This window comes from Rhizobium phaseoli (assembly GCF_010668805.1).
Lineage (GTDB): Bacteria > Pseudomonadota > Alphaproteobacteria > Rhizobiales > Rhizobiaceae > Rhizobium > Rhizobium phaseoli_A.
On sequence record NZ_WUFT01000005.1, the window covers coordinates 1 to 18,143 of the forward strand.

The 18,143-nt window shown below is 60.4% G+C and carries 19 protein-coding genes and 1 pseudogene; 15 read left to right on the plus strand and 5 right to left on the minus strand.

The genetic code is table 11. The features are described from left to right. On the plus strand, positions 1–126 hold a 126-nt coding region (locus GR197_RS08850), incomplete at its 5' end, for a porin (RefSeq protein WP_204330138.1). A gap of 106 nt (positions 127–232) precedes the next feature. Here GR197_RS08850 and GR197_RS08855 read toward each other — a convergent pair. Then, positions 233–1,129, minus strand: coding sequence for an alpha/beta fold hydrolase (locus GR197_RS08855; RefSeq protein ID WP_164008582.1), 897 nt, complete (start codon positions 1,127–1,129; stop codon positions 233–235). 64 nt (positions 1,130–1,193) lie between these two features. Continuing rightward, on the minus strand, positions 1,194–3,269 hold the full coding sequence (locus GR197_RS08860) for a lytic transglycosylase domain-containing protein (RefSeq protein WP_164008584.1): 2,076 nt from the start codon (positions 3,267–3,269) through the stop codon (positions 1,194–1,196). A gap of 212 nt (positions 3,270–3,481) precedes the next feature. Between GR197_RS08860 and dapA the strand changes: the two genes are divergently transcribed. After that, positions 3,482–4,366: a 4-hydroxy-tetrahydrodipicolinate synthase gene (gene dapA / locus GR197_RS08865; protein ID WP_164008585.1), complete on the plus strand. Its 885-nt coding sequence runs from the start codon at positions 3,482–3,484 to the stop codon at positions 4,364–4,366. Between the two features lie 93 nt (positions 4,367–4,459). Continuing rightward, a complete protein-coding gene (smpB, locus tag GR197_RS08870; protein ID WP_164008587.1) occupies positions 4,460–4,939 on the plus strand; it encodes an SsrA-binding protein SmpB in 480 nt (159 codons plus the stop codon). Between the two features lie 150 nt (positions 4,940–5,089). Here the strand turns inward: smpB and GR197_RS08875 are convergent, their stop codons facing one another. After that, complete coding sequence (locus tag GR197_RS08875) at positions 5,090–5,671, minus strand: NYN domain-containing protein (protein WP_164008590.1); 582 nt, start codon at positions 5,669–5,671, stop codon at positions 5,090–5,092. A 296-nt stretch (positions 5,672–5,967) separates the two neighbouring features. On the opposite strand from GR197_RS08875, the gene rpoZ reads away from it, so the two are divergent. The 12 genes and pseudogenes from rpoZ to GR197_RS08935 all read left to right on the plus strand — a co-directional run bounded on the left by rpoZ (position 5,968) and on the right by GR197_RS08935 (position 16,351). Beyond that, a complete protein-coding gene (gene rpoZ, locus GR197_RS08880; RefSeq protein WP_164008592.1) occupies positions 5,968–6,372 on the plus strand; it encodes a DNA-directed RNA polymerase subunit omega in 405 nt (134 codons plus the stop codon). A gap of 207 nt (positions 6,373–6,579) precedes the next feature. Further along, the gene (locus GR197_RS08885) at positions 6,580–8,814 is read left to right on the plus strand and encodes a RelA/SpoT family protein (RefSeq protein WP_164008594.1); all 2,235 of its coding nucleotides are present in this window, start codon (positions 6,580–6,582) and stop codon (positions 8,812–8,814) included. A 191-nt stretch (positions 8,815–9,005) separates the two neighbouring features. Continuing rightward, the gene (locus GR197_RS08890) at positions 9,006–9,155 is read left to right on the plus strand and encodes a DUF3563 family protein (RefSeq protein ID WP_007626525.1); all 150 of its coding nucleotides are present in this window, start codon (positions 9,006–9,008) and stop codon (positions 9,153–9,155) included. A gap of 158 nt (positions 9,156–9,313) precedes the next feature. Continuing rightward, positions 9,314–9,904, plus strand: a complete 591-nt coding sequence (locus GR197_RS08895; protein ID WP_164008596.1) for a DUF2062 domain-containing protein — start codon at positions 9,314–9,316, stop codon at positions 9,902–9,904. A gap of 38 nt (positions 9,905–9,942) precedes the next feature. After that, positions 9,943–10,344 carry a holo-ACP synthase gene (gene acpS, locus GR197_RS08900; protein WP_164008598.1) on the plus strand — a complete coding sequence of 134 codons (402 nt, stop codon included), beginning with the start codon at positions 9,943–9,945 and terminating at the stop codon, positions 10,342–10,344. A gap of 157 nt (positions 10,345–10,501) precedes the next feature. Beyond that, positions 10,502–11,245, plus strand: coding sequence for a signal peptidase I (gene lepB, locus GR197_RS08905; protein ID WP_164008600.1), 744 nt, complete (start codon positions 10,502–10,504; stop codon positions 11,243–11,245). Further along, positions 11,242–11,961, plus strand: coding sequence for a ribonuclease III (gene rnc / locus GR197_RS08910; RefSeq protein ID WP_164008602.1), 720 nt, complete (start codon positions 11,242–11,244; stop codon positions 11,959–11,961). The genes lepB and rnc overlap by 4 nt, the downstream gene beginning before the upstream one ends. A 7-nt stretch (positions 11,962–11,968) precedes the next feature. Further along, complete coding sequence (gene era / locus GR197_RS08915) at positions 11,969–12,910, plus strand: GTPase Era (protein WP_164008604.1); 942 nt, start codon at positions 11,969–11,971, stop codon at positions 12,908–12,910. Positions 12,911–13,060: 150 nt separating this feature from the next. Further along, on the plus strand, positions 13,061–13,813 hold the full coding sequence (locus GR197_RS08920) for a Crp/Fnr family transcriptional regulator (protein WP_164008606.1): 753 nt from the start codon (positions 13,061–13,063) through the stop codon (positions 13,811–13,813). A 102-nt stretch (positions 13,814–13,915) separates the two neighbouring features. After that, positions 13,916–14,402 (plus strand): annotated as a pseudogene (locus GR197_RS08925) (hypothetical protein). Between the two features lie 89 nt (positions 14,403–14,491). Further along, a complete protein-coding gene (gene recO / locus GR197_RS08930) occupies positions 14,492–15,256 on the plus strand; it encodes a DNA repair protein RecO (protein ID WP_164008608.1) in 765 nt (254 codons plus the stop codon). 99 nt (positions 15,257–15,355) lie between these two features. Next, a complete protein-coding gene (locus tag GR197_RS08935) occupies positions 15,356–16,351 on the plus strand; it encodes an aldo/keto reductase (RefSeq protein ID WP_164008610.1) in 996 nt (331 codons plus the stop codon). Positions 16,352–16,603: 252 nt separating this feature from the next. On the opposite strand, the gene GR197_RS08940 is transcribed toward GR197_RS08935, so the two are convergent. Together GR197_RS08940 and GR197_RS08945 are read right to left on the minus strand one after the other, a co-directional pair. Next, the gene (locus GR197_RS08940) at positions 16,604–17,461 is read right to left on the minus strand and encodes an MOSC domain-containing protein (protein ID WP_164008612.1); all 858 of its coding nucleotides are present in this window, start codon (positions 17,459–17,461) and stop codon (positions 16,604–16,606) included. A gap of 9 nt (positions 17,462–17,470) precedes the next feature. Beyond that, positions 17,471–18,115 carry an HD domain-containing protein gene (locus tag GR197_RS08945; RefSeq protein ID WP_164008614.1) on the minus strand — a complete coding sequence of 215 codons (645 nt, stop codon included), beginning with the start codon at positions 18,113–18,115 and terminating at the stop codon, positions 17,471–17,473. Between the last annotated feature and the right edge of the window lie 28 nt (positions 18,116–18,143).

Consider the following 18,143-nt stretch of genomic DNA (forward strand, 5'->3'; position numbering starts at 1 on the left):
GTCGGTCTGACGGTTGATTACCAGATCGTCGACAACTTCTACGCCAAGGCTTCGGTTCAGTACCTCGATCCGGAAGATGCTGACGACTCCACGACGGGCTACTTCCGCCTGCAGCGTTCGTTCTAATCTGATCTGACTTCGGTCAATCAGGAAAGCCCGGCTCTCGAGCCGGGCTTTTTTCGTATTTCGATAGATTGCAGGGATAGCTGCCGGATGTCCGGCGTCAATCAGGCTATCCGCAGGTGACGAGAAAAGCTCGGATAGCTGCGGGAATACCGCCTTGATGCAGAAGGGGCGCATGTCCTTGAGCTTCTGCAGCCTGAAAGATCAACCTTGAATGCCGCCGTCCCATTTCATCAGCGGTCTCTTTTGACAGCAGAGACGTATTTTCACCGCGGATCAGCAGGAGCGGAGATTGGCTCAGGCTGTCGAATTGTGCCCAGAGATCGGGCAGCGGCTGGCTGAGATCGACCGATTTCAGTGCCTCGGCGATCGCCGGATCGAAATCGGCGACCGGTCTTCCGCCGATGTCGCGATAAATGGCACGTGCCATCTCACGCCAGTCCTCGCTTCCAAGCGCGGTGAACGAGGCGCCATGATTTTCCTTCAAGACATCGGCCGCCGCATTCCAGTCGTCCGGCCTTCTGCTGCCATTGAGATAATCGCGGATTCGCGCCAACCCTTCGGCCTCGACCACAGGCCCGATATCGTTGAGGATGACGGCTTCGAGAAGATCCGGCCGTGTCGCCGCGATCAGGTGCAGGATCAGCCCGCCCCGGGACGTGCCGATGAAGATCGCCCGCTCGACGCCGAGGGCCGCGCAGGCGGTAACGATGTCGCCGGCCTCCACAGTGAGATTGTAGTTCGCCTTGTTCTCATCCCATGCCGAGTTTCCCCGCCCGCGCGAATCGAGCGCGATGACCCGGCGCGGTGCTGTCATGTCCGCGGAGAGAAGCAGCGCAAGCGGATGAAAATCCCGCGTATTGCGGGTCAGGCCGGGCAGGCAGATGACCGGCAGCCGCCCCGCGGTTGCCGCCTCGTCCGGCCGATAGTCGCGGGCATAAAGCGTCAGCCCGTCGGAAGAGGTGTAAAATCGTTCCTGGAAACCGCCTGCATCCGTATCCGGCATCGCATCCCTCGAGAGTTGTTGATCCCGCAGATGTAGCCTGCTTCTTGAGCCGCGCCAAACGCCTTCAGGAGGCGCTGCGTCCGCCGATCAGGTCGCGCTCGATATCGGTCGGCTGGCCGAGACGGGCTTTGTAGACCTCGTAATTCTCCATGACACGCTGGACGTAGTTGCGCGTTTCGGGGAAGGGGATGCGCTCGATCCAGTCGACGATTTCGTCAATCGACTTGCCGCGCGGATCGCCATAGCGGCCGATCCATTCCGGTACCCGTTTTGGCCCGGCATTATAGGCGATGAAGGTGAGGATGTAGGAGCCGCCGAAGGCGTCGATCTGCTCGCCAAGGTAATGCGCGCCGAGTGTGGCGTTGTAACCGGCATCGGCCGTCAGCTTGTCTTTCGAATAGGTGATGTTGTTGCGCTTGGCCACCGCCTGGGCTGTCCCCGGCAGAAGCTGCAGCAATCCCCGTGCATTCGCCGCCGAAACCGCGGCTGGGTTGAAGGCACTTTCCTGTCGGGCGATGGCATAGGCGAGTGCCTTGCCGGAGCCTGATATATTGGCATTCGCCGGGATGACGCCGACCGGAAAGGCGAGGGCTGCGACGTCGATGCCGCGCCCATAGGCGATCTTGCCGATCTGCAGCGACAGATGGTGATCACCGGATTGCTCGGCCCGTGCCGCAAGCACAGCCAGTTCACCCGGGCTTTGCAGTTGATCGGCGAGCGCCAGATAGAGAATGTCGGCCCGCCATCCATGGCCAGCCGATTCCAGCCGGGCGATCGCCTGGACGGCTTCGCGTGCCAGGAAGCGTTGCCGGTCGTCGGCGCTCGGCGAGGGATAGGTAACGTTCAGCGTCTTTCGCCCCAGCCGTTCTGCCGCGAGCTGCCCATAGAAAGTGCCGGGAAAAGTCGCAGCCTTTGCATAAAATTCGCTGGATTTGCCAGGGCCTCCGGCCTCCGCCGCTCGTCCCAGCCAATACCACGCGCGTGAAACCGAGATCGGTCCGTTTGATGTCTGGAGGATCTTGCGGAAGTGTTGTTCCGCGGTTGTCGGATCCTGCAGGCCGCGAAGCGCGTACCAGCCGGCATGGAACTCAGCCTCGACGATATCCGTCGGGCTGGTTGCGGCGTAATTTGCGACGATGCGATAGGCAGGCTTGAACTGTCCCTGGTCGACGAGACCACGGCTGACGATGCGCTGCTCGTTCCACCACTCGCCGGAATTCACAAGTTCGCTGCGCTCGGGCGGCATCTGCTCCAGAAGTGCTGCCGCTTCGGCATATTTGTCCTGTTTGCGAAGAAATTCGATCCGCGCAAACAGCAGGCCGGCATCGCCGCGCCATCTGGCATCGACGGCGTCGAGCAGCGCGCCGGCATTGCCAACCTTGGCGTCGACGGCAGACCAGGCCTTGTAGAGCGATTGCGCCTGGCCCATGTCTCCGAAGCGTTTGGCTTGCGCCACCCGGCCGCGATACATCAGATAGTCCATCCGCGCCTTATGGTCGGCGGGCGTCAGCAGCGCCGAAAACTCGATGAGGATCTTGTCCTCGGTCGCCTTGTCGAGAGCCTCTCCGCGCCAGACCTTGCGGATATATTTTGCCGCCTGCGCCTGCTTGCCCGTTGCAACCAGTGCCCGGCCGAGGATGACGGCGCCCTGCATCGTCTCAGGTGCGGTATCGCCGAACGCGGCGAATACGGCTGACGGGGCGGGGTTTTCGTCATAGAGCGCTCGTTCGGAATAGGCGCGCAGCCGCGAAAGGCCCGGCCAGCTCTTGAGCTCTTGCGCAGCACTGGCGATTTCATAGGAGGGAACGCCCTTTAATCCGGAAACGGCGATCGCCCAGGTGAGGATATGCCGGTCGAGCGTACTGTCGCGCATGCTGTCGCGGATCGACAGCGCCAGCTGCGGGTCCTTGTCGGAAAGCGCGTCGAGGCCGGCTTTCAGGTCGTTGTTGACAGGCGCGACTGCCGGATTGCGCGGAATAGCGCCTGTTGTGATCGATTCCGGTATGGCTGTCTCAGGAATGAAGCCGAGCGGCTTGACGGCAGGCACAGGCGCGCTCTCGCCGGGAAGCGGCGACGCTACACTGCTCCACGCGGCCGCAATGAAGCCGAAGGCGGACAGAATCAGGACAGCTTTCTTCATCCGGGATCTCGCAACGAAAACACGCCCTGCCATTTGGCTAGAGGCATCTTAACGAAACCTTACCGTACCAGGTAAAATTCATTCACATCTGCTATCGGAATTTGCCCTAAACCGAACTCTACGCGCTTGTCGCGATGATTTCGGCGCTCTATGGTGCGCAAAATATTCATGGAATGCGGCCGAAGCAAGGATTTGGTCGTGAGGAGCTTTGCATGTTCAATGGGTCCATTCCCGCCCTCGTCACCCCCTTCACGGATGCCGGACTGATCGACGAAGACAGCTTCGCCGCGCATGTCGACTGGCAGGTCAAGGAAGGCAGCCGGGGTCTCGTTCCTGTCGGCACGACGGGCGAATCCCCGACGCTGTCGCATGCCGAGCACAAACGGGTGGTGGAACTCTGCATCGAGGTTGCTGCAAAACGCGTCCCCGTCATGGCCGGCGCCGGCTCGAACAACACACGTGAGGCGATCGAGCTTGCCCAGCATGCCGAAAAGGTCGGTGCGGACGCAGTTCTGGTCGTCACGCCTTACTACAACAAGCCGACGCAGAAGGGCTTGATCGCACATTTTTCGGCGATTGCCGAGGCCGTCGATCTGCCGATCTATATCTACAATATCCCCGGCCGCTCGGTGGTCGACATGACGCCGGAAACGATGGGTGCGCTCGCCAAGGCCCACAAGAATATCGTCGGGGTCAAGGATGCGACGGGCAAGATCGAGCGTGTCTCCGAGCAGCGCATCACCTGCGGTCCGGATTTCAGGCAGTTGTCTGGCGAGGATGGGACGGCGCTCGGCTTCAACGCCCATGGCGGTGTCGGCTGTATTTCTGTGACGGCCAATGTCGCCCCGCGCCTTTGCGCCGACTTCCAGGCGGCGACGCTGAAAGGCGACTATTCGAGCGCGCTGGAATATCAGGATCGGCTGATGCCGCTGCATAAAGCGATCTTCCTGGAACCTGGTCTTTGCGGCGCCAAATACGGGCTTTTCAAGCTTGGTCGCATGAGCCGCAACGTCCGCTCGCCGCTGATGTCGACGCTGGAACCGGCAACGGAAACGGCGATCGACGCCGCCCTGCGCCACGCCGGGCTGCTGAACTGAAGAGACCGGCCGTCTTCACAAGGCCGGGTCGTTCCCCTACATAAGGGCAAGCAATGAGGGCGCGGCTTTTCGCGCCTTGAAGGGAATATCGTCATGGCCCCCAAAGGCAGCCAGCGCGTGGTGAACAAGGTCGTGGCCGAAAACCGCAAGGCCCGCTTCAACTACGAGATCATCGATACCTACGAGGCCGGCCTCGTGCTGATGGGCACGGAGGTGAAGGCGCTGCGCGAAGGAAAGGCCAATATTGCCGAATCCTATGCGTCGGATGAGGGCGGCGAGATTTGGCTGATCAATTCTTATTTGCCGGAATATCTGCAGGCGAACCGCTTCAATCACGAACCGCGCCGACGCCGCAAGCTGCTGCTGTCGGGGCGTGAAATTCATCGCCTGCGCTCTGCTATCAACCGCGAAGGCATGACGCTGATCCCGCTGAAGATCTATTTCAACGATCGCGGCCGGGCAAAGATGGAGCTGGCGCTCGCCAAGGGCAAGAAATTGCACGACAAGCGCGAATCCGAGAAGGAGCGCGATTGGAACCGGCAGAAGAGCCGCCTTCTGAAGGATAATGGCTGACCACACTGGGCTGCCCACTATGCCGTGATTAGCGATCACGCTGCAGTGAGCCGCTGTCGCTGATCTCGAATGTGCAGGCATGGCAGTGCGGGGAGGGGCTGCCACGCCCTTGTTCCTCGCGGCCACTCGCTTCGAAATGATCGATTGAGATCAGTCTTCTACATCGCTCGCCGGTGCGACTTCGACCTGACGTGGGGCTCGCTCCGCGGGATCGCGACCGATTTCAGCTTTGAGGGACAGGAGATCGATGAAGTGATCGGCCTGGCGGCGCAGGTCGTCGGCGATCATCGGCGGCTGGGTCGCCATGGTTGAGATCACCGAGACCTTGCGGCCTCTACGCTGCAACGCCTCGACCAGGTTGGTAAAGTCGCCGTCGCCCGAGAAGATAACGAGATGATCGACCGTTTCGGACTGTTCCATGGCGTCGATCGCAAGCTCGATGTCCATGTTGCCCTTGATCTTGCGGCGACCCATGGAATCCGTGAATTCCTTGGCAGGCTTGGTGACGACTTTATAGCCGTTATAGTCGAGCCAATCGATCAGCGGCCGGATCGACGAATATTCCTGATCTTCGATCAGAGCCGTATAATAGTAGGCGCGCAGCAAATAACCGCGTTTCTGGAATGCTTTCAAGAGCTTGCGGTAATCTATGTCGAAGCCGAGGCTCTTGGATGCAGCGTAAAGGTTGGCGCCGTCAATGAAGAGTGCAATTTTCTCGCGTGGGTCAAACATCGCTTACCAATCCAATGAGAGCAATAGAAGTCCGCAGGACCAAAATCCAATAAAAACAATGACTTGTGTTTTGATTTCGATCTGATCCATACTTTAACAATTATTCATATATGAAAGATTTAGGGCACGATTCGGCATATTCCAAGCAACCTTCGGTGGAATTGTGACATTCTCCATGGAAATTTAGCTCGGCCGCGGATAAAGACGAGGGGAGCCGGAATGAAAAACTTGTATTTGCCCGGTTTTAATTGTATCGGGCGTGCTAATCCCGAAATGACGACCGTAAAGGACAGGCAATGGCCCGTGTCACAGTTGAAGATTGCATCGACAAGGTGGAGAACCGCTTCGAGCTGGTTCTGCTCGCCAGCCACCGCGCCCGGCTGATTTCCCAGGGTGCCTCGATCACCATCGATCGCGACAACGACAAGAACCCGGTCGTCGCCCTGCGCGAAATCGCCGACGAGACGCTTTCGCCCGATGACCTCAAGGAAGATCTGATCCATTCGCTGCAGAAGCATGTCGAAGTCGACGAGCCCGAGCCCGATCCGGCCAGCATGATCGCCGCCGGCGGTGTCGCCGCAACCGACAGCGAAGAGCAGGACGACGTGCCCGAGACGATCACTTTCGACCAGATGTCGGAAGAAGAGCTGCTCGCCGGCATCGAAGGCCTGGTACCGCCGGAAAAGAGCGACGACTACTAAGCGCGTAGGCTGATCTCGGTCGCGTGTGATCTCCCCGGTCGGATGCGATCCCCGGTTGAATCCGATCCGGGAAAAGTTTCATGCGATGCAAAAGAGCGATGATTACCAATCGTCAATCTTGCGCCTTTATTGCTTAGGCATATTATTGCCCATGTGTGCGCCAATCGTTGATTGGCGCGCTTTTATTTTTATCGGAGTGGCTTTGGAATGATGCGGCAGTACGAGCTCGTGGAGCGGGTTCAGCAATACAAGCCCGATGCCAATGAAGCACTGCTGAACAAAGCCTATGTCTACGCCATGCAGAAACATGGCCAGCAAAAGCGCGCGAGCGGCGATCCCTATATTTCCCATCCGCTCGAAGTCGCCGCCATCCTCACCGACATGCACCTCGACGAATCGACGATCGCAGTTGCCCTGCTGCACGATACGATCGAGGATACGACGGCGACGCGCGCCGAGATCGACGAACTCTTTGGCGAGGATATCGGTCGCCTGGTCGAGGGTCTGACGAAGATCAAGAAGCTCGACCTCGTTACCAAGAAAGCCAAGCAGGCGGAAAACCTGCGCAAGCTGCTGCTGGCCATTTCCGACGATGTGCGCGTGCTGCTGGTTAAGCTTGCCGACCGTCTGCACAATATGCGCACCCTCGATCACATGTCGGCCGATAAGCGTGCCCGCATCTCCGAGGAGACGATGGAAATCTATGCGCCGCTCGCCGGCCGCATGGGCATGCAGGACATGCGCGAGGAGCTGGAGGAACTCTCCTTCCGGCATATGAACCCGGAAGCCTACGACACCGTCACCAAAAGGCTGGAAGAGCTCTCCAAGCGCAATGAAGGCATCGTCAAGAAGATTGAGGCCGAACTGCGAGACCTGCTGGTGGCAAGCGGCCTGACCAGCGCTTATGTCAAGGGCCGGCAGAAGAAGCCCTATTCGGTCTTCCGCAAGATGCAGTCGAAGTCGCTTTCCTTCGAGCAGCTTTCCGATGTCTACGGCTTCCGGTTGATCGTCGAGGACATCCCCTCCTGCTATCGGGCACTCGGCATCGTTCATACCCGCTGGCGCGTCGTGCCTGGCCGCTTCAAGGACTATATCTCGACGCCGAAGCAGAACGATTACCGTTCCCTGCACACCACCATCGTCGGCCCTTCCAGCCAGCGGATCGAACTGCAGATCCGCACCAAGCGCATGCATGAAATCGCCGAATTCGGTATCGCCGCCCACACGCTCTATAAGGATGGCGCCACCAATGCCGACGGCGACATCCTGTCTCGCGAATCCAACGCCTATTCCTGGCTGCGCCATACGATCGAGGCGCTGGCCGAGGGCGACAGCCCGGAGGAATTCCTCGAACACACCAAGCTCGAACTCTTCCAGGACCAGGTCTTTTGCTTCACCCCGAAGGGCAAGCTGATCGCCCTGCCGCGTGGTGCCACGCCGATCGATTTCGCCTATGCGGTGCACACCAACATCGGCGATACCACGGTGGGCGCCAAGATCAACGGCCGGATCATGCCGCTGGTGACGCGGCTTGCCAATGGCGACGAGGTCGAGATCATCCGCTCCGGCGTGCAGGTTCCACCCGCAGCCTGGGAGGAAATCGTCGTCACCGGCAAAGCGCGCGCCGCCATCCGCCGCGCCACCCGCATGGCGATCCGCAAGCAATATGCCGGCCTCGGCCACCGCATTCTTGAGCGCACATTCAACAGGGCCGGCAAGATTTTCTCCCGCGAGGCGATGAAGCCGGCGCTGCACCGTCTTGGCCAGAAGGAAGTCGAGGATGCGATCGCTGCCGTCGGCCGCGGCGAGATGTCCTCGCTCGACGTGCTGCGCGCCGTCTATCCCGATCATCAGGATGAGCGCGTCACCGTGAGGCCCTCCGGCGACGACGGCTGGTTCAATGTCCGCAGTGCGGCCGGCATGATCTTCAAGATCCCCGGCAAGACCAAGCCCGGGCCTGACGGCGGCCATTCGGAAATCGACGCCGACGCCGATATCGGGCCGATCCGCGGCCTGTCCGGCAATGTCGACGTCAAGTTCGCGTCGACAGGCGCGGTGCCCGGCGATCGCATCGTCGGCATCATGGACCAGGGCAAGGGCATCACCATCTATCCGATCCAGTCGCCGAGCCTGCAGCGCTTCGACGATCAGCCCGACCGCTGGATAGACGTCCGCTGGGACCTCGACGAAGCCAACAAGTCGCGTTTCATGGCGCGCATCATGGTGAATGGGTTGAACGAGCCCGGCACGCTTGCCAAGGTCGCCCAGACGGTCGCAGGCCTCGACGTCAATATCCGTTTGCTGAATACCGTGCGGGTAGCGGCGGATTTCACCGAGATGATGCTCGAGGTCGAGGTCTGGGATCTGCGTCAGCTCAATCAACTGCTCGCTCAGATGAAGGAACTGGACTGCATCGCCACGGTTCGGCGGCTTTATGAGTAGGCTTTTGTTAAGCCCCAGGGCGCTGAGCGCAAAATTGCACATTTTATGATCGTTCTGTGGTCAAGATGGAGCGATAAAAAGGCAAGCAATGCGTGGAGTGCATGGCTGTCTCCATGTTGCGGCTGTAGTAATTAACCTGTGCCGGGCCTATCTTCTGGTCATCGAAACGCAAACAGAAGATGAGACAAGAAATGTTTGACCCTATCAGGAAATTCGCTCGTGCCTTCCGCGCTCCGACCACCCAGGAACGTGAAATGGCATATCTCAATGGCTCGCTCGATCGTATCGATCTCGAGTTTCGTCAGCGCCAGGTCGACCGCGGTCTGTTCCGTACTCGCTGATACTGAACTTTATACTTGAGACGAGTGAGGGACGTTATGCATGACGGACGCCCCTCGGCATGAAGAAGCTCCTCGCTGCGAAGAGAGCTGAGCTGTTTTTTACGCGGTATCAATTGCCGCTCTTGTCATGGTCATGTGCGCTGCACTAAATACCGGCCATGTTGTTTCGCCGTCGCAAGCCCGCGGGATTCAAGGAAAAGATGCGAGAGCTTTTATGGCCCCGCAAAGGTTTCCTTCGCCCGATCCGTTATCTGACAATGCGCATCCTGCGCCTCAGCGCTTCGCCGCATGCGGTTGCGGCCGGCGTCGCTGCGGGTGTCTTCGTCTCGTGGACGCCGTTCATCGGCGTGCATTTCGTCATGGCTTTTGTCATCACCTATTTCCTCTCCGGCAGTATGGTGGCCGCCGCCCTCGGCTGCGCCGCTTTCGGCAATCCGCTGACCTATCCCTTCATCTGGGGCATCACCTGGGAGATCGGGCATCTGCTGTTGAGCCGTGAGGACCATCTGGCCGGTCAGACCGTTGATCTGGCTGCCCTCTTTCACAAGCTGAATTTTTCCGAGCTGTGGAGGCCGGTGCTCGAACCGATGCTCGTCGGCGCCATTCCGCCGGGGATCGTCACTTCCGTTGCGCTCTATGCGCTGACGTTCTACACCGTGAAGGGTTTCCAGACGCGCCGCCACACACGGCTGTTGGAGCGGGCGCGATTGCGCCTGGCCAGCCCGGCCGGCGACATGCCGAGCGTATGAGCCTGATCAAGAATGCTTAAGCGACGGAAGGTTCCGGCATGATCATCGGCATTGGCAGCGATCTGATCGATATTCGCCGCGTCGAGAAATCCATCGAACGCTTTGGCGAGCGCTTCACCCGTCGCTGCTTCACCGAGATCGAGCGCGCGCGTTCCGACCGCCGGGCAAATCGTGGTGCATCCTATGCCAAGCGTTTCGCCGCCAAGGAGGCCTGTTCCAAGGCGCTCGGCACCGGCATAGCCCAGGGGGTCTTCTGGAAGGACATGGGCGTCGTCAACTTGCCGAGCGGCAAGCCGACCATGGTTCTATCCGGCGCCGCTGCCCTGATCCTCGAATCGCTGCTGCCAGCAGGCCACAGGCCCGCCATTCATTTGACAATAACGGATGATTATCCCTTGGCGCAGGCCTTCGTGATTATCGAGGCGTTGCCCGAGAGCTGATCGCAACCTCGGGAGCTGTTGATCGTGACCTCGGGAGCTGTTGATCGCGACCTCTCGTCGCTTTTGATGTTGTCGCCATTGCCGCAACCGGCCGAAGTCGCTAGAGAGAACGACAGAAAAATTGCGCCGCCGCGGCGTCTTGAAGGAATAAGACTGCGTGTCCGAAAAAGTCGAAGCCAAGCCGAACGCCCTCTGGGAAAATATCAAAGTCATCATCCAGGCGCTGATTTTGGCGATGGTGATCCGAACGGTGCTGTTCCAGCCCTTTACCATTCCGTCCGGTTCGATGATGCCGACGCTGCTCGTCGGCGATTACATCTTCGTCAATAAGTTTGCTTACGGCTATTCGAAATATTCGCTGCCCTTCTCGCCGGATATCTTCAGCGGCCGGCTGTTCGGCTCCGATCCGAAGCGTGGCGACATCGTCGTCTTCCGCTTCCCGCCAAACCCGGAGGTCGATTACATCAAGCGTTGCGTCGGCCTGCCGGGCGACCATATCCAGGTGACCGACGGCGTGCTCTACGTCAACGGCAAGCCGGTTCCGAAGGTGGCTGACGGCACTTTCACCTCGGATTACAAACTCGATCCTGGCGCCGATGTACCGGTCTTCCGCGAAACGCTCGACAATGGCAAGACCTACGACACGCTCGATCAGTCTCCCGTGTCGCGCGGCGATAACACCCGTGAATTCATCGTGCCGGAAGGCCATTATTTCATGATGGGCGACAACCGCGACAACTCGCTCGACAGCCGTTTCGACGTCGGCTTCGTGCCTGCGGAAAATCTTGTCGGCCGCGCCAGCGTCATCTTCTTCTCGCTCGGCAACGACACCTCCTTCCGCGAAATTTGGAAGTGGCCGACGAATATGCGCTGGGACCGCCTCTTCAAGGTTGTTGAATGAGCAAGGCGCAGACGCTTTCTGCGGCCGACCGCGCAAAGCTTGAAGGCCTGATCGGTCACGACTTCGCCGAGAAGGAACGCCTGGATCGGGCGCTGACCCATGCCAGCGCCCGCACCGAAAAGGGCGGCAATTACGAACGCCTGGAATTCCTCGGCGACCGGGTACTCGGCCTCTGCATCGCCGAGCTTCTGTTCCGCACCTTCGGCGCGGCGGCGGAAGGTGAACTCTCGGTTCGCCTCAACCAGCTCGTCAGCGCTGAAACCTGCGCTGCGGTCGCCGACGAACTCAATCTCCACCTCTATATCCGTACCGGCGCCGATGTGAAGAAATTGACCGGCAAGCGCATGATGAATGTGCGCGCCGACGTCGTCGAAAGCCTGATCGCTGCGATCTATCTCGACGGCGGCCTCGAAGTGGCCCGCCGCTTCATCCTGCGCTACTGGCAGGGCAGGGCGGTCAGGGCCGATGGCGCCAAACGGGACGCCAAAACCGAGCTGCAGGAATGGTCGCACGCCAAATTCGGCGTCACGCCCAACTACCGGGTTGATGAACGCAGCGGACCGGATCATGATCCGCGTTTCAAGGTGACGGTGGAAGTTGCTGGCATAAAGCCGGAAACCGGCGTAGAGCGGTCGAAGCGCGCCGCCGAACAGGTTGCGGCGACGAAGATGCTTGAGCGCGAAGGCATTTGGCAGCAATCGCCTGCCGGAAACTGACGGGACAATGACACAAGAAGAAGATATCGCGGCCGAAGCTGCTGCAGAAACCAATCGTCCAACGCATTCGGGCTTCGTCGCGCTGATCGGGCCGACCAATGCCGGTAAGTCGACGCTGGTGAACCGCCTCGTCGGCGCCAAGGTCTCGATCGTCAGCCATAAGGTGCAGACGACGCGCGCCATCGTCCGCGGCATCGCGATTCATGACAACGCCCAGATCGTCTTCATGGACACGCCCGGCATCTTCAAGCCGCGCCGCCGGCTAGACCGCGCCATGGTGACCTCGGCCTGGGGCGGTGCGAGGGATGCCGATCTGATCGTGCTGCTGATCGACAGCGAGCGCGGCCTGCGCGGCGATGCCGAAGCTATCCTCGAAGGCCTCAAGGAGGTCCGACAGCCCAAAATCCTGCTGCTCAACAAGATCGACCGCGTCAACCGTGAGGATCTGCTGGCCCTCGCGGCCGCTGCCAACGAGAAGATCGCCTTCGATCGTACCTTCATGATATCAGCCGAAAACGGCTCCGGCTGCGACGATCTCATGGACTATCTGGCCGCCACGCTGCCGGAGGGGCCATGGTACTATCCTGAAGACCAGATCTCCGATCTGCCGATGCGCCAGCTCGCCGCCGAGATCACCCGCGAGAAGCTGTTTTTGCGCCTGCACCAGGAGCTTCCCTACGCCTCGCATGTCGAGACGGAAAAGTGGGAAGAGCGCAAGGACGGCTCGGTGCGGATCGAGCAGGTGATCTATCTCGAGCGCGATAGCCAGAAGAAGATCGCGCTCGGCAAGGGTGGTGAAACCATCAAGGCGATCTCGACTGCGTCGCGCAAGGAATTGTCGGAGATCCTCGAGCAGCCCGTTCATCTCTTCCTGTTCGTCAAGGTTCGCGAGAACTGGGGAGACGATCCCGAGCGGTTCCGCGAAATGGGTCTCGATTTCCCGAAATAAGCACGGCAAGGATTTCGTCGGCCAAGCGCCAGACCGTTGTTTCCGCATAAAAAAATCGCTTTGCTCGCGGAACAAATTTGTGGCTCGCGCATTCCTCAATGAACGGCGTACCAACGATGGTGCGCCGGTTTTGCGACGGCAGGGGCAAACATGGTGACGTCGAGATCGGTCAATTCTTTCAAGACCCCTTGCCAGCAATGTCCCTTGCGGCCCCTGCCGCATTTCAGGGAATTCAGCCGCGACGAGCTGGAATTCGTCTCGAGCTTCAAGAGGGGTGAGCTTGCCGTCGATGCTGGCTCCACTATCCTCGTCGAGGGCGCACACAGCGCTCATCTCTTCACCGTGCTTGCCGGTTGGGGCTTTCGCTACAAGATGCTGGAGGATGGGCGCCGCCAGATCCTGAATTATATCATGCCAGGCGATCTGATCGGACTGCAGGGAACGATCGCCGGCGAGATGCAGCATTCCGTCGAAGCGCTTTCGCCGGTTTCCCTTTGCGTCTTCGAGCGTGACAGGCTGATGACGCTCTATAACAAACACCCCTCGCTCGCCTTCGACATCACCTGGATCGCAGCGCGGGAGGAGCGTATTCTCGATGAACACCTGCTCAGCATCGGCCGCCGCACGGCGCTGGAAAGAGCAGCCTACCTGATCGCTTTCCTGTTTGAGCGAGGCCGGAAGCTTAATCTCTTCAACGGCCGCAGCTTCATCCCGATCACCCAGCAGCACATTGCCGATACGCTCGGCCTTTCCATCGTCCACACCAACAAGACCCTGAAAAAGCTCGGTGAACGTCGATTGATCCGCTGGCAGGAGCGTGGCTGCGAGGTTCTGGACGGCGAGGAATTGATGGCCATTGCCGGCTGGGAAGGGCTCGGAGAGGGCAAACGCCCCTTCATCTAACCCTTGGTCTTATGTCTTTTTTAAATGCGCATTAGCAGCTCGGAAAATAAGGTCGGTCGTCGCCTTTCCTCCGATTTTGATTCTTATCGACCGGGCAGAAAAGTGGTTTATTCAGAAATGGTGGCGGAATTCACCGATAGCGTGCCATGCGGGGGCACCGGAAGGCAATGATGTTGGCGAAACGGCCGGGGCGCTGCGACAGGCGCCCGACGAGAGGCATGGAATCATGAGCGCAATCCGTGTTCTGGTTCTTGAAGACAGTCTGATCATCGCGATGGAGGCGGAGGATATGCTGCGCCTGGCCGGCGTCGAGAATATCGATATCGTCGGCAGTGTGGAGCAGGCGAGGGCTGCCATCGCGGCGGAGACATATGATTTCGCCCTTCTCGACGTTAATCTCGGCGAGGGCATGAGCTTCGGATTTGCACGACATCTTCTCGATATCGGCATTCCCTTCGGCTTCGTCAGTGGCTATTCCGATACGGGCGATTTCCCGCCCGATCTGCAGCACATTCCGCTTCTGGTGAAGCCTTTCGACGAAACGGCGATGCGTGAATTCCTGCTGAGGCTTTTCCCGGCTGTCGCCTGACGCGGTCCATGACATGTCGCCCGAAAACCGTTCACAGTTTTCGGCATCATGCTCTAGGATGGATTCGTCAGCCGTAAGGACTTCTTTCGATGCAGTGGCAGGACCATGCGATCATCCTGGGCGTCAAGCGCCACGGCGAGACGAGTGTCATCGCCGAGGTGATGACGCGTGATCGCGGCCGCCATCTCGGCCTGGTTCGTTCCGGGCGGTCGCGCGCCATGCAGCCGGTGCTGCAGGCGGGCAATGCCGTAGAAGTCCTTTGGCGCGCCAGGTTGGACGAACATCTCGGCGAATTTCGCGTCGAGCCGGTGACGTTGCGCGCCGCCCGCCTGATGGAAACGGCGACCGCCGTCTACGGCGTTCAGGCGATGGGCGCGCTGCTGCGGCTGCTGCCGGAGCGTGACCCACATCCGCACCTCTTCGATGCGCTGGAGATCATCCTCGATCACCTGCACAACCCGGCCGATGCCGGCGAACTCTTCGTGCGTTTCGAGCTTGCGGTGCTGAACGATCTCGGCTTCGGTCTCGATCTGGCCGAATGCGCCGCGACCGGCGCCCGTTCCGATCTCGCCTATGTCTCGCCGAAATCCGGCCGCGCCGTCAGCCGCAGCGCCGGTGCCCCCTGGGCGGACAAGATGCTGCTCCTGCCGCCCTTCCTTGGCATCGAAGGCAACCATGCAGCCGACTTCGACAGCCTCGCGGCGGCGTTTCGTCTGACGGGATTCTTTCTGCATCGCCACGTCTATGAACCGCGCGGCATCGAAGCCGTTGCAGCCCGCGAGGGCTTCGTTCAGGCGGCACTCAAGGCGCTCAATCCTGCTTTGCGGACGCTTTCCGGTCCGATCTCCGCCTGAGATCGGTTTTTTACCGGTGCAAAACATCTTCCGGATTTGGCGGTTTACCCGCATATGGACCCTTCCTATGTCTTGGAGACGCCAATCAAGGAGGATTTCATGCTGACCAAGACCGCAACCCCGACGACGATCACGCTCTGGAACGGCCGCGAAATTCCGCGTCTCGGCATGGGATGCTGGGCAATCGGCGGTCCCTTCTTTGCCGGTGACACACCGCTCGGCTGGGGCGAAGTCGACGACGATGAATCGGTGGAGGCGATCCATCGCGCCATCGAACTCGGCATCCGCTTTTTCGACACGGCCTCGAACTACGGCGCCGGCCATTCGGAGGAGGTGCTCGGCCGGGCAATCGGCAATCGCGACGATATTATCGTCGCCACCAAGTTCGGCTTCGCCACCGATCCGCAAACCAAGCAGGCAACTGGCGCCTTCGCCGATGAAGCCTTCATCCGCCGTTCGGTCGAGACCTCGCTACGCCGCCTCAAGCGCGACCGTCTCGATCTCTTACAGTTCCACATCAATGATTTTCCGTTGGAACAGTCCGATGCTGTCTTCGACGTGCTGGAGGCGCTGCGCGTCGAAGGCAAGATCGACGCATTCGGGTGGAGCACCGATTTTCCCGATCGCGCCGCCCGCCATGCCGGCCGCGAGGGCTATGTCTCCGTTCAGCATACGATGAACGTCTTCGAGCCGGTGCCGGAGATGATCGCGGTGATCGAGGGGAAAGGCCTTATCTCGATCAATCGCGGTCCGCTGGCCATGGGGCTGTTGACCGGCAAGTTCACCGCCGACAAGGCGGTGGGTGCCAAGGATGTGCGCGGCGCGGCGCTCGACTGGATGGTCTATTTCAAGGACGGCTGCATGGCGCCGGAATTTGCCGCAAGGCTCGACGCCGTCCGCGATCTCCTGACCTCGGGCGGCCGCACGCTGACGCAAGGCGCGCTCGCCTGGCTCTGGGCGAGGTCGCCGCGCACTCTCCCCATTCCGGGCTTCCGCACTGTCGCCCAAGTGGAGGAAAATGCCGGGGCGCTGGAGAAAGGGCCGTTATCGGCCGATGTCATGGCGGGGATCGACGCCGCGCCCGGGCATCAGTGAGAGGCGGTGACTCTCCCCACGCTCCCTCATTCCTGAGTCCTCAGGGCTTGCCCGAGGGATGTCACAGAAATCCAGCCACCGCGCGTCTGCGCGGTGAATGACTCAATGCGAATTTGAAAAAAAGTCTTCCGCGCCCAAGGACTTGGGCGCACTGGATTCCTGTGACATCCCTCGGGCAAGGCCCTGAGGACACAGGAATGAGGGAGAACGTTGCAGCGCGCGTGCGGAAGAAAGCATCCTTCCGTATGTTACCTATCCTCGTGCACGAACCTTCAACGCCCAACCCTCAGGCCGTCCTTCGACGACGCGCACGGCGTCACCGATCGTGATCGTGCCGCCGCCGCGCGGCGTGACGTTCCAGCCGAACAGCGGACCGGGCACACGCCTGTCGGCCGACATACGGATGCGGCCCATTGATGGCATCGGGTTCGGCCCGTCGCGTGAACCGGTCAGCTGGTCCTGCGTCGTCATGATACAGCGCGAGCAGGGTTTGACGAGATCGAAGCGGATGCCGGCGATCTCGATCGCCGCCCAGCGGTCCTCCGGCCAGGCCTCGTCGATATCGATGACGATGTTCGGCCGGAAGCGTTCCATGCCGACGCTGCCTTCGCCATGGGCGGCGAGATCGGCATTCAGCGCCTTCAGCGAGCCGGTCGTCGTCACCAGGATCTGGTAGCCGTCGGTGAAGGTGACCGGCGTGCCTTCGCCGGCCCATTCGGCATTCGCCGTCCGCCGGGCCTGTCCGTCGAAGAAGACCAGCCGCACCTCGCGGCCAAGCCATTCGGAAAGCTGCCGGTTGCTCTCGGGATCGGCGACGGCGGCGCTGACAGTCGATTTCCACACGGACACATCCATGCGGTTTTCAGGCTGAGGCGGCAGTACCGATATGTCCGGCTTTCCCTGCATCAGCAGCCGAAAGACGCCGGGCTCCGGCCGGATCTCGATGCGCGCGAGGTCCGGCAACTCGCGCTGGGTGATGAAGTGCCCGTGCGCATCGGTGATCATTGCCCGCCGGTCGCCGGGAAGCCCATAAGCGTCGATGTCGGCCGAAGGCAGGGCAATGCCACGAGCGCTCTTGAGGGGATAGATAAAGAGATCGCTGATAAGCATGCTGTTCTCCTAGATCTCGTCCATGAATGCCTGGAGGAAATCGCGCAGGCTTTTGTCGCGCGAAGCCGCCAGCCTGCGGCCGGTCTCGGTCTGGAATCCTTCCGCCAGTTTGAACAGCTTCGTGTGGAAATGGTCAATCGCATAACGCTTGTCATCAAGCGGGCGCTCCGCCGCCGTCGGGTCGAACGGATCGTAGAGCCCGGATCCCAGTCGCCCGGCGATATAGAAGCAGCGTGCGGCGCCGATCATGCCGATTGCATCCAGCCGGTCGGCATCCTGGAGGATCTTTGCCTCCAGGGTCTTCGGCGCCACCCCTGCCGAGAAACTATGCGCGGTGATCGCGTGAGCCGCGGCTTCGATATCCTCCTGGCTCCAGCCGAGGTCTGCCAGGATCGTTGATGCCTTTTGCGCCGCCAAGGCCGACGCTTTTGCCCGTAGTGGCGAATTCTTCTCGACGGCGACGCAATCGTGCAGCAGCACGGAAGCGGCAAGAACCCGCCCGTCGCCGCCTTCTCCAGCATGGATGCGCATGGCGTTCCGGAAGACGCGCAGGATATGGGCAAGGTCGTGCGAGCCGTCGTCGCCATCGGCAGCGTGTGCGATCAGCGCTGCGGCGAGCGTTTCATGAGGAGAGAAGGCTTCGGCCTCGAACATTGCGCCACCTGTTATGAGGAAGAATGTT

Excerpts from the sequence above, each read along its gene's own strand:
- GR197_RS08855 (WP_164008582.1), bottom strand. The coding sequence starts at position 1,129 with ATGCCGGATACGGATGCAGGCGGTTTCCAGGAACGATTTTACACCTCT.
- GR197_RS08860 (WP_164008584.1), bottom strand. The coding sequence starts at position 3,269 with ATGAAGAAAGCTGTCCTGATTCTGTCCGCCTTCGGCTTCATTGCGGCC.
- dapA (WP_164008585.1), top strand. The coding sequence starts at position 3,482 with ATGTTCAATGGGTCCATTCCCGCCCTCGTCACCCCCTTCACGGATGCC.
- smpB (WP_164008587.1), top strand. The coding sequence starts at position 4,460 with ATGGCCCCCAAAGGCAGCCAGCGCGTGGTGAACAAGGTCGTGGCCGAA.
- GR197_RS08875 (WP_164008590.1), bottom strand. The coding sequence starts at position 5,671 with ATGTTTGACCCACGCGAGAAAATTGCACTCTTCATTGACGGCGCCAAC.
- rpoZ (WP_164008592.1), top strand. The coding sequence starts at position 5,968 with ATGGCCCGTGTCACAGTTGAAGATTGCATCGACAAGGTGGAGAACCGC.
- GR197_RS08885 (WP_164008594.1), top strand. The coding sequence starts at position 6,580 with ATGATGCGGCAGTACGAGCTCGTGGAGCGGGTTCAGCAATACAAGCCC.
- GR197_RS08890 (WP_007626525.1), top strand. The coding sequence starts at position 9,006 with ATGTTTGACCCTATCAGGAAATTCGCTCGTGCCTTCCGCGCTCCGACC.
- GR197_RS08895 (WP_164008596.1), top strand. The coding sequence starts at position 9,314 with ATGTTGTTTCGCCGTCGCAAGCCCGCGGGATTCAAGGAAAAGATGCGA.
- acpS (WP_164008598.1), top strand. The coding sequence starts at position 9,943 with ATGATCATCGGCATTGGCAGCGATCTGATCGATATTCGCCGCGTCGAG.
- rnc (WP_164008602.1), top strand. The coding sequence starts at position 11,242 with ATGAGCAAGGCGCAGACGCTTTCTGCGGCCGACCGCGCAAAGCTTGAA.
- era (WP_164008604.1), top strand. The coding sequence starts at position 11,969 with ATGACACAAGAAGAAGATATCGCGGCCGAAGCTGCTGCAGAAACCAAT.
- GR197_RS08920 (WP_164008606.1), top strand. The coding sequence starts at position 13,061 with ATGGTGACGTCGAGATCGGTCAATTCTTTCAAGACCCCTTGCCAGCAA.
- recO (WP_164008608.1), top strand. The coding sequence starts at position 14,492 with ATGCAGTGGCAGGACCATGCGATCATCCTGGGCGTCAAGCGCCACGGC.
- GR197_RS08935 (WP_164008610.1), top strand. The coding sequence starts at position 15,356 with ATGCTGACCAAGACCGCAACCCCGACGACGATCACGCTCTGGAACGGC.
- GR197_RS08940 (WP_164008612.1), bottom strand. The coding sequence starts at position 17,461 with ATGCTTATCAGCGATCTCTTTATCTATCCCCTCAAGAGCGCTCGTGGC.
- GR197_RS08945 (WP_164008614.1), bottom strand. The coding sequence starts at position 18,115 with ATGTTCGAGGCCGAAGCCTTCTCTCCTCATGAAACGCTCGCCGCAGCG.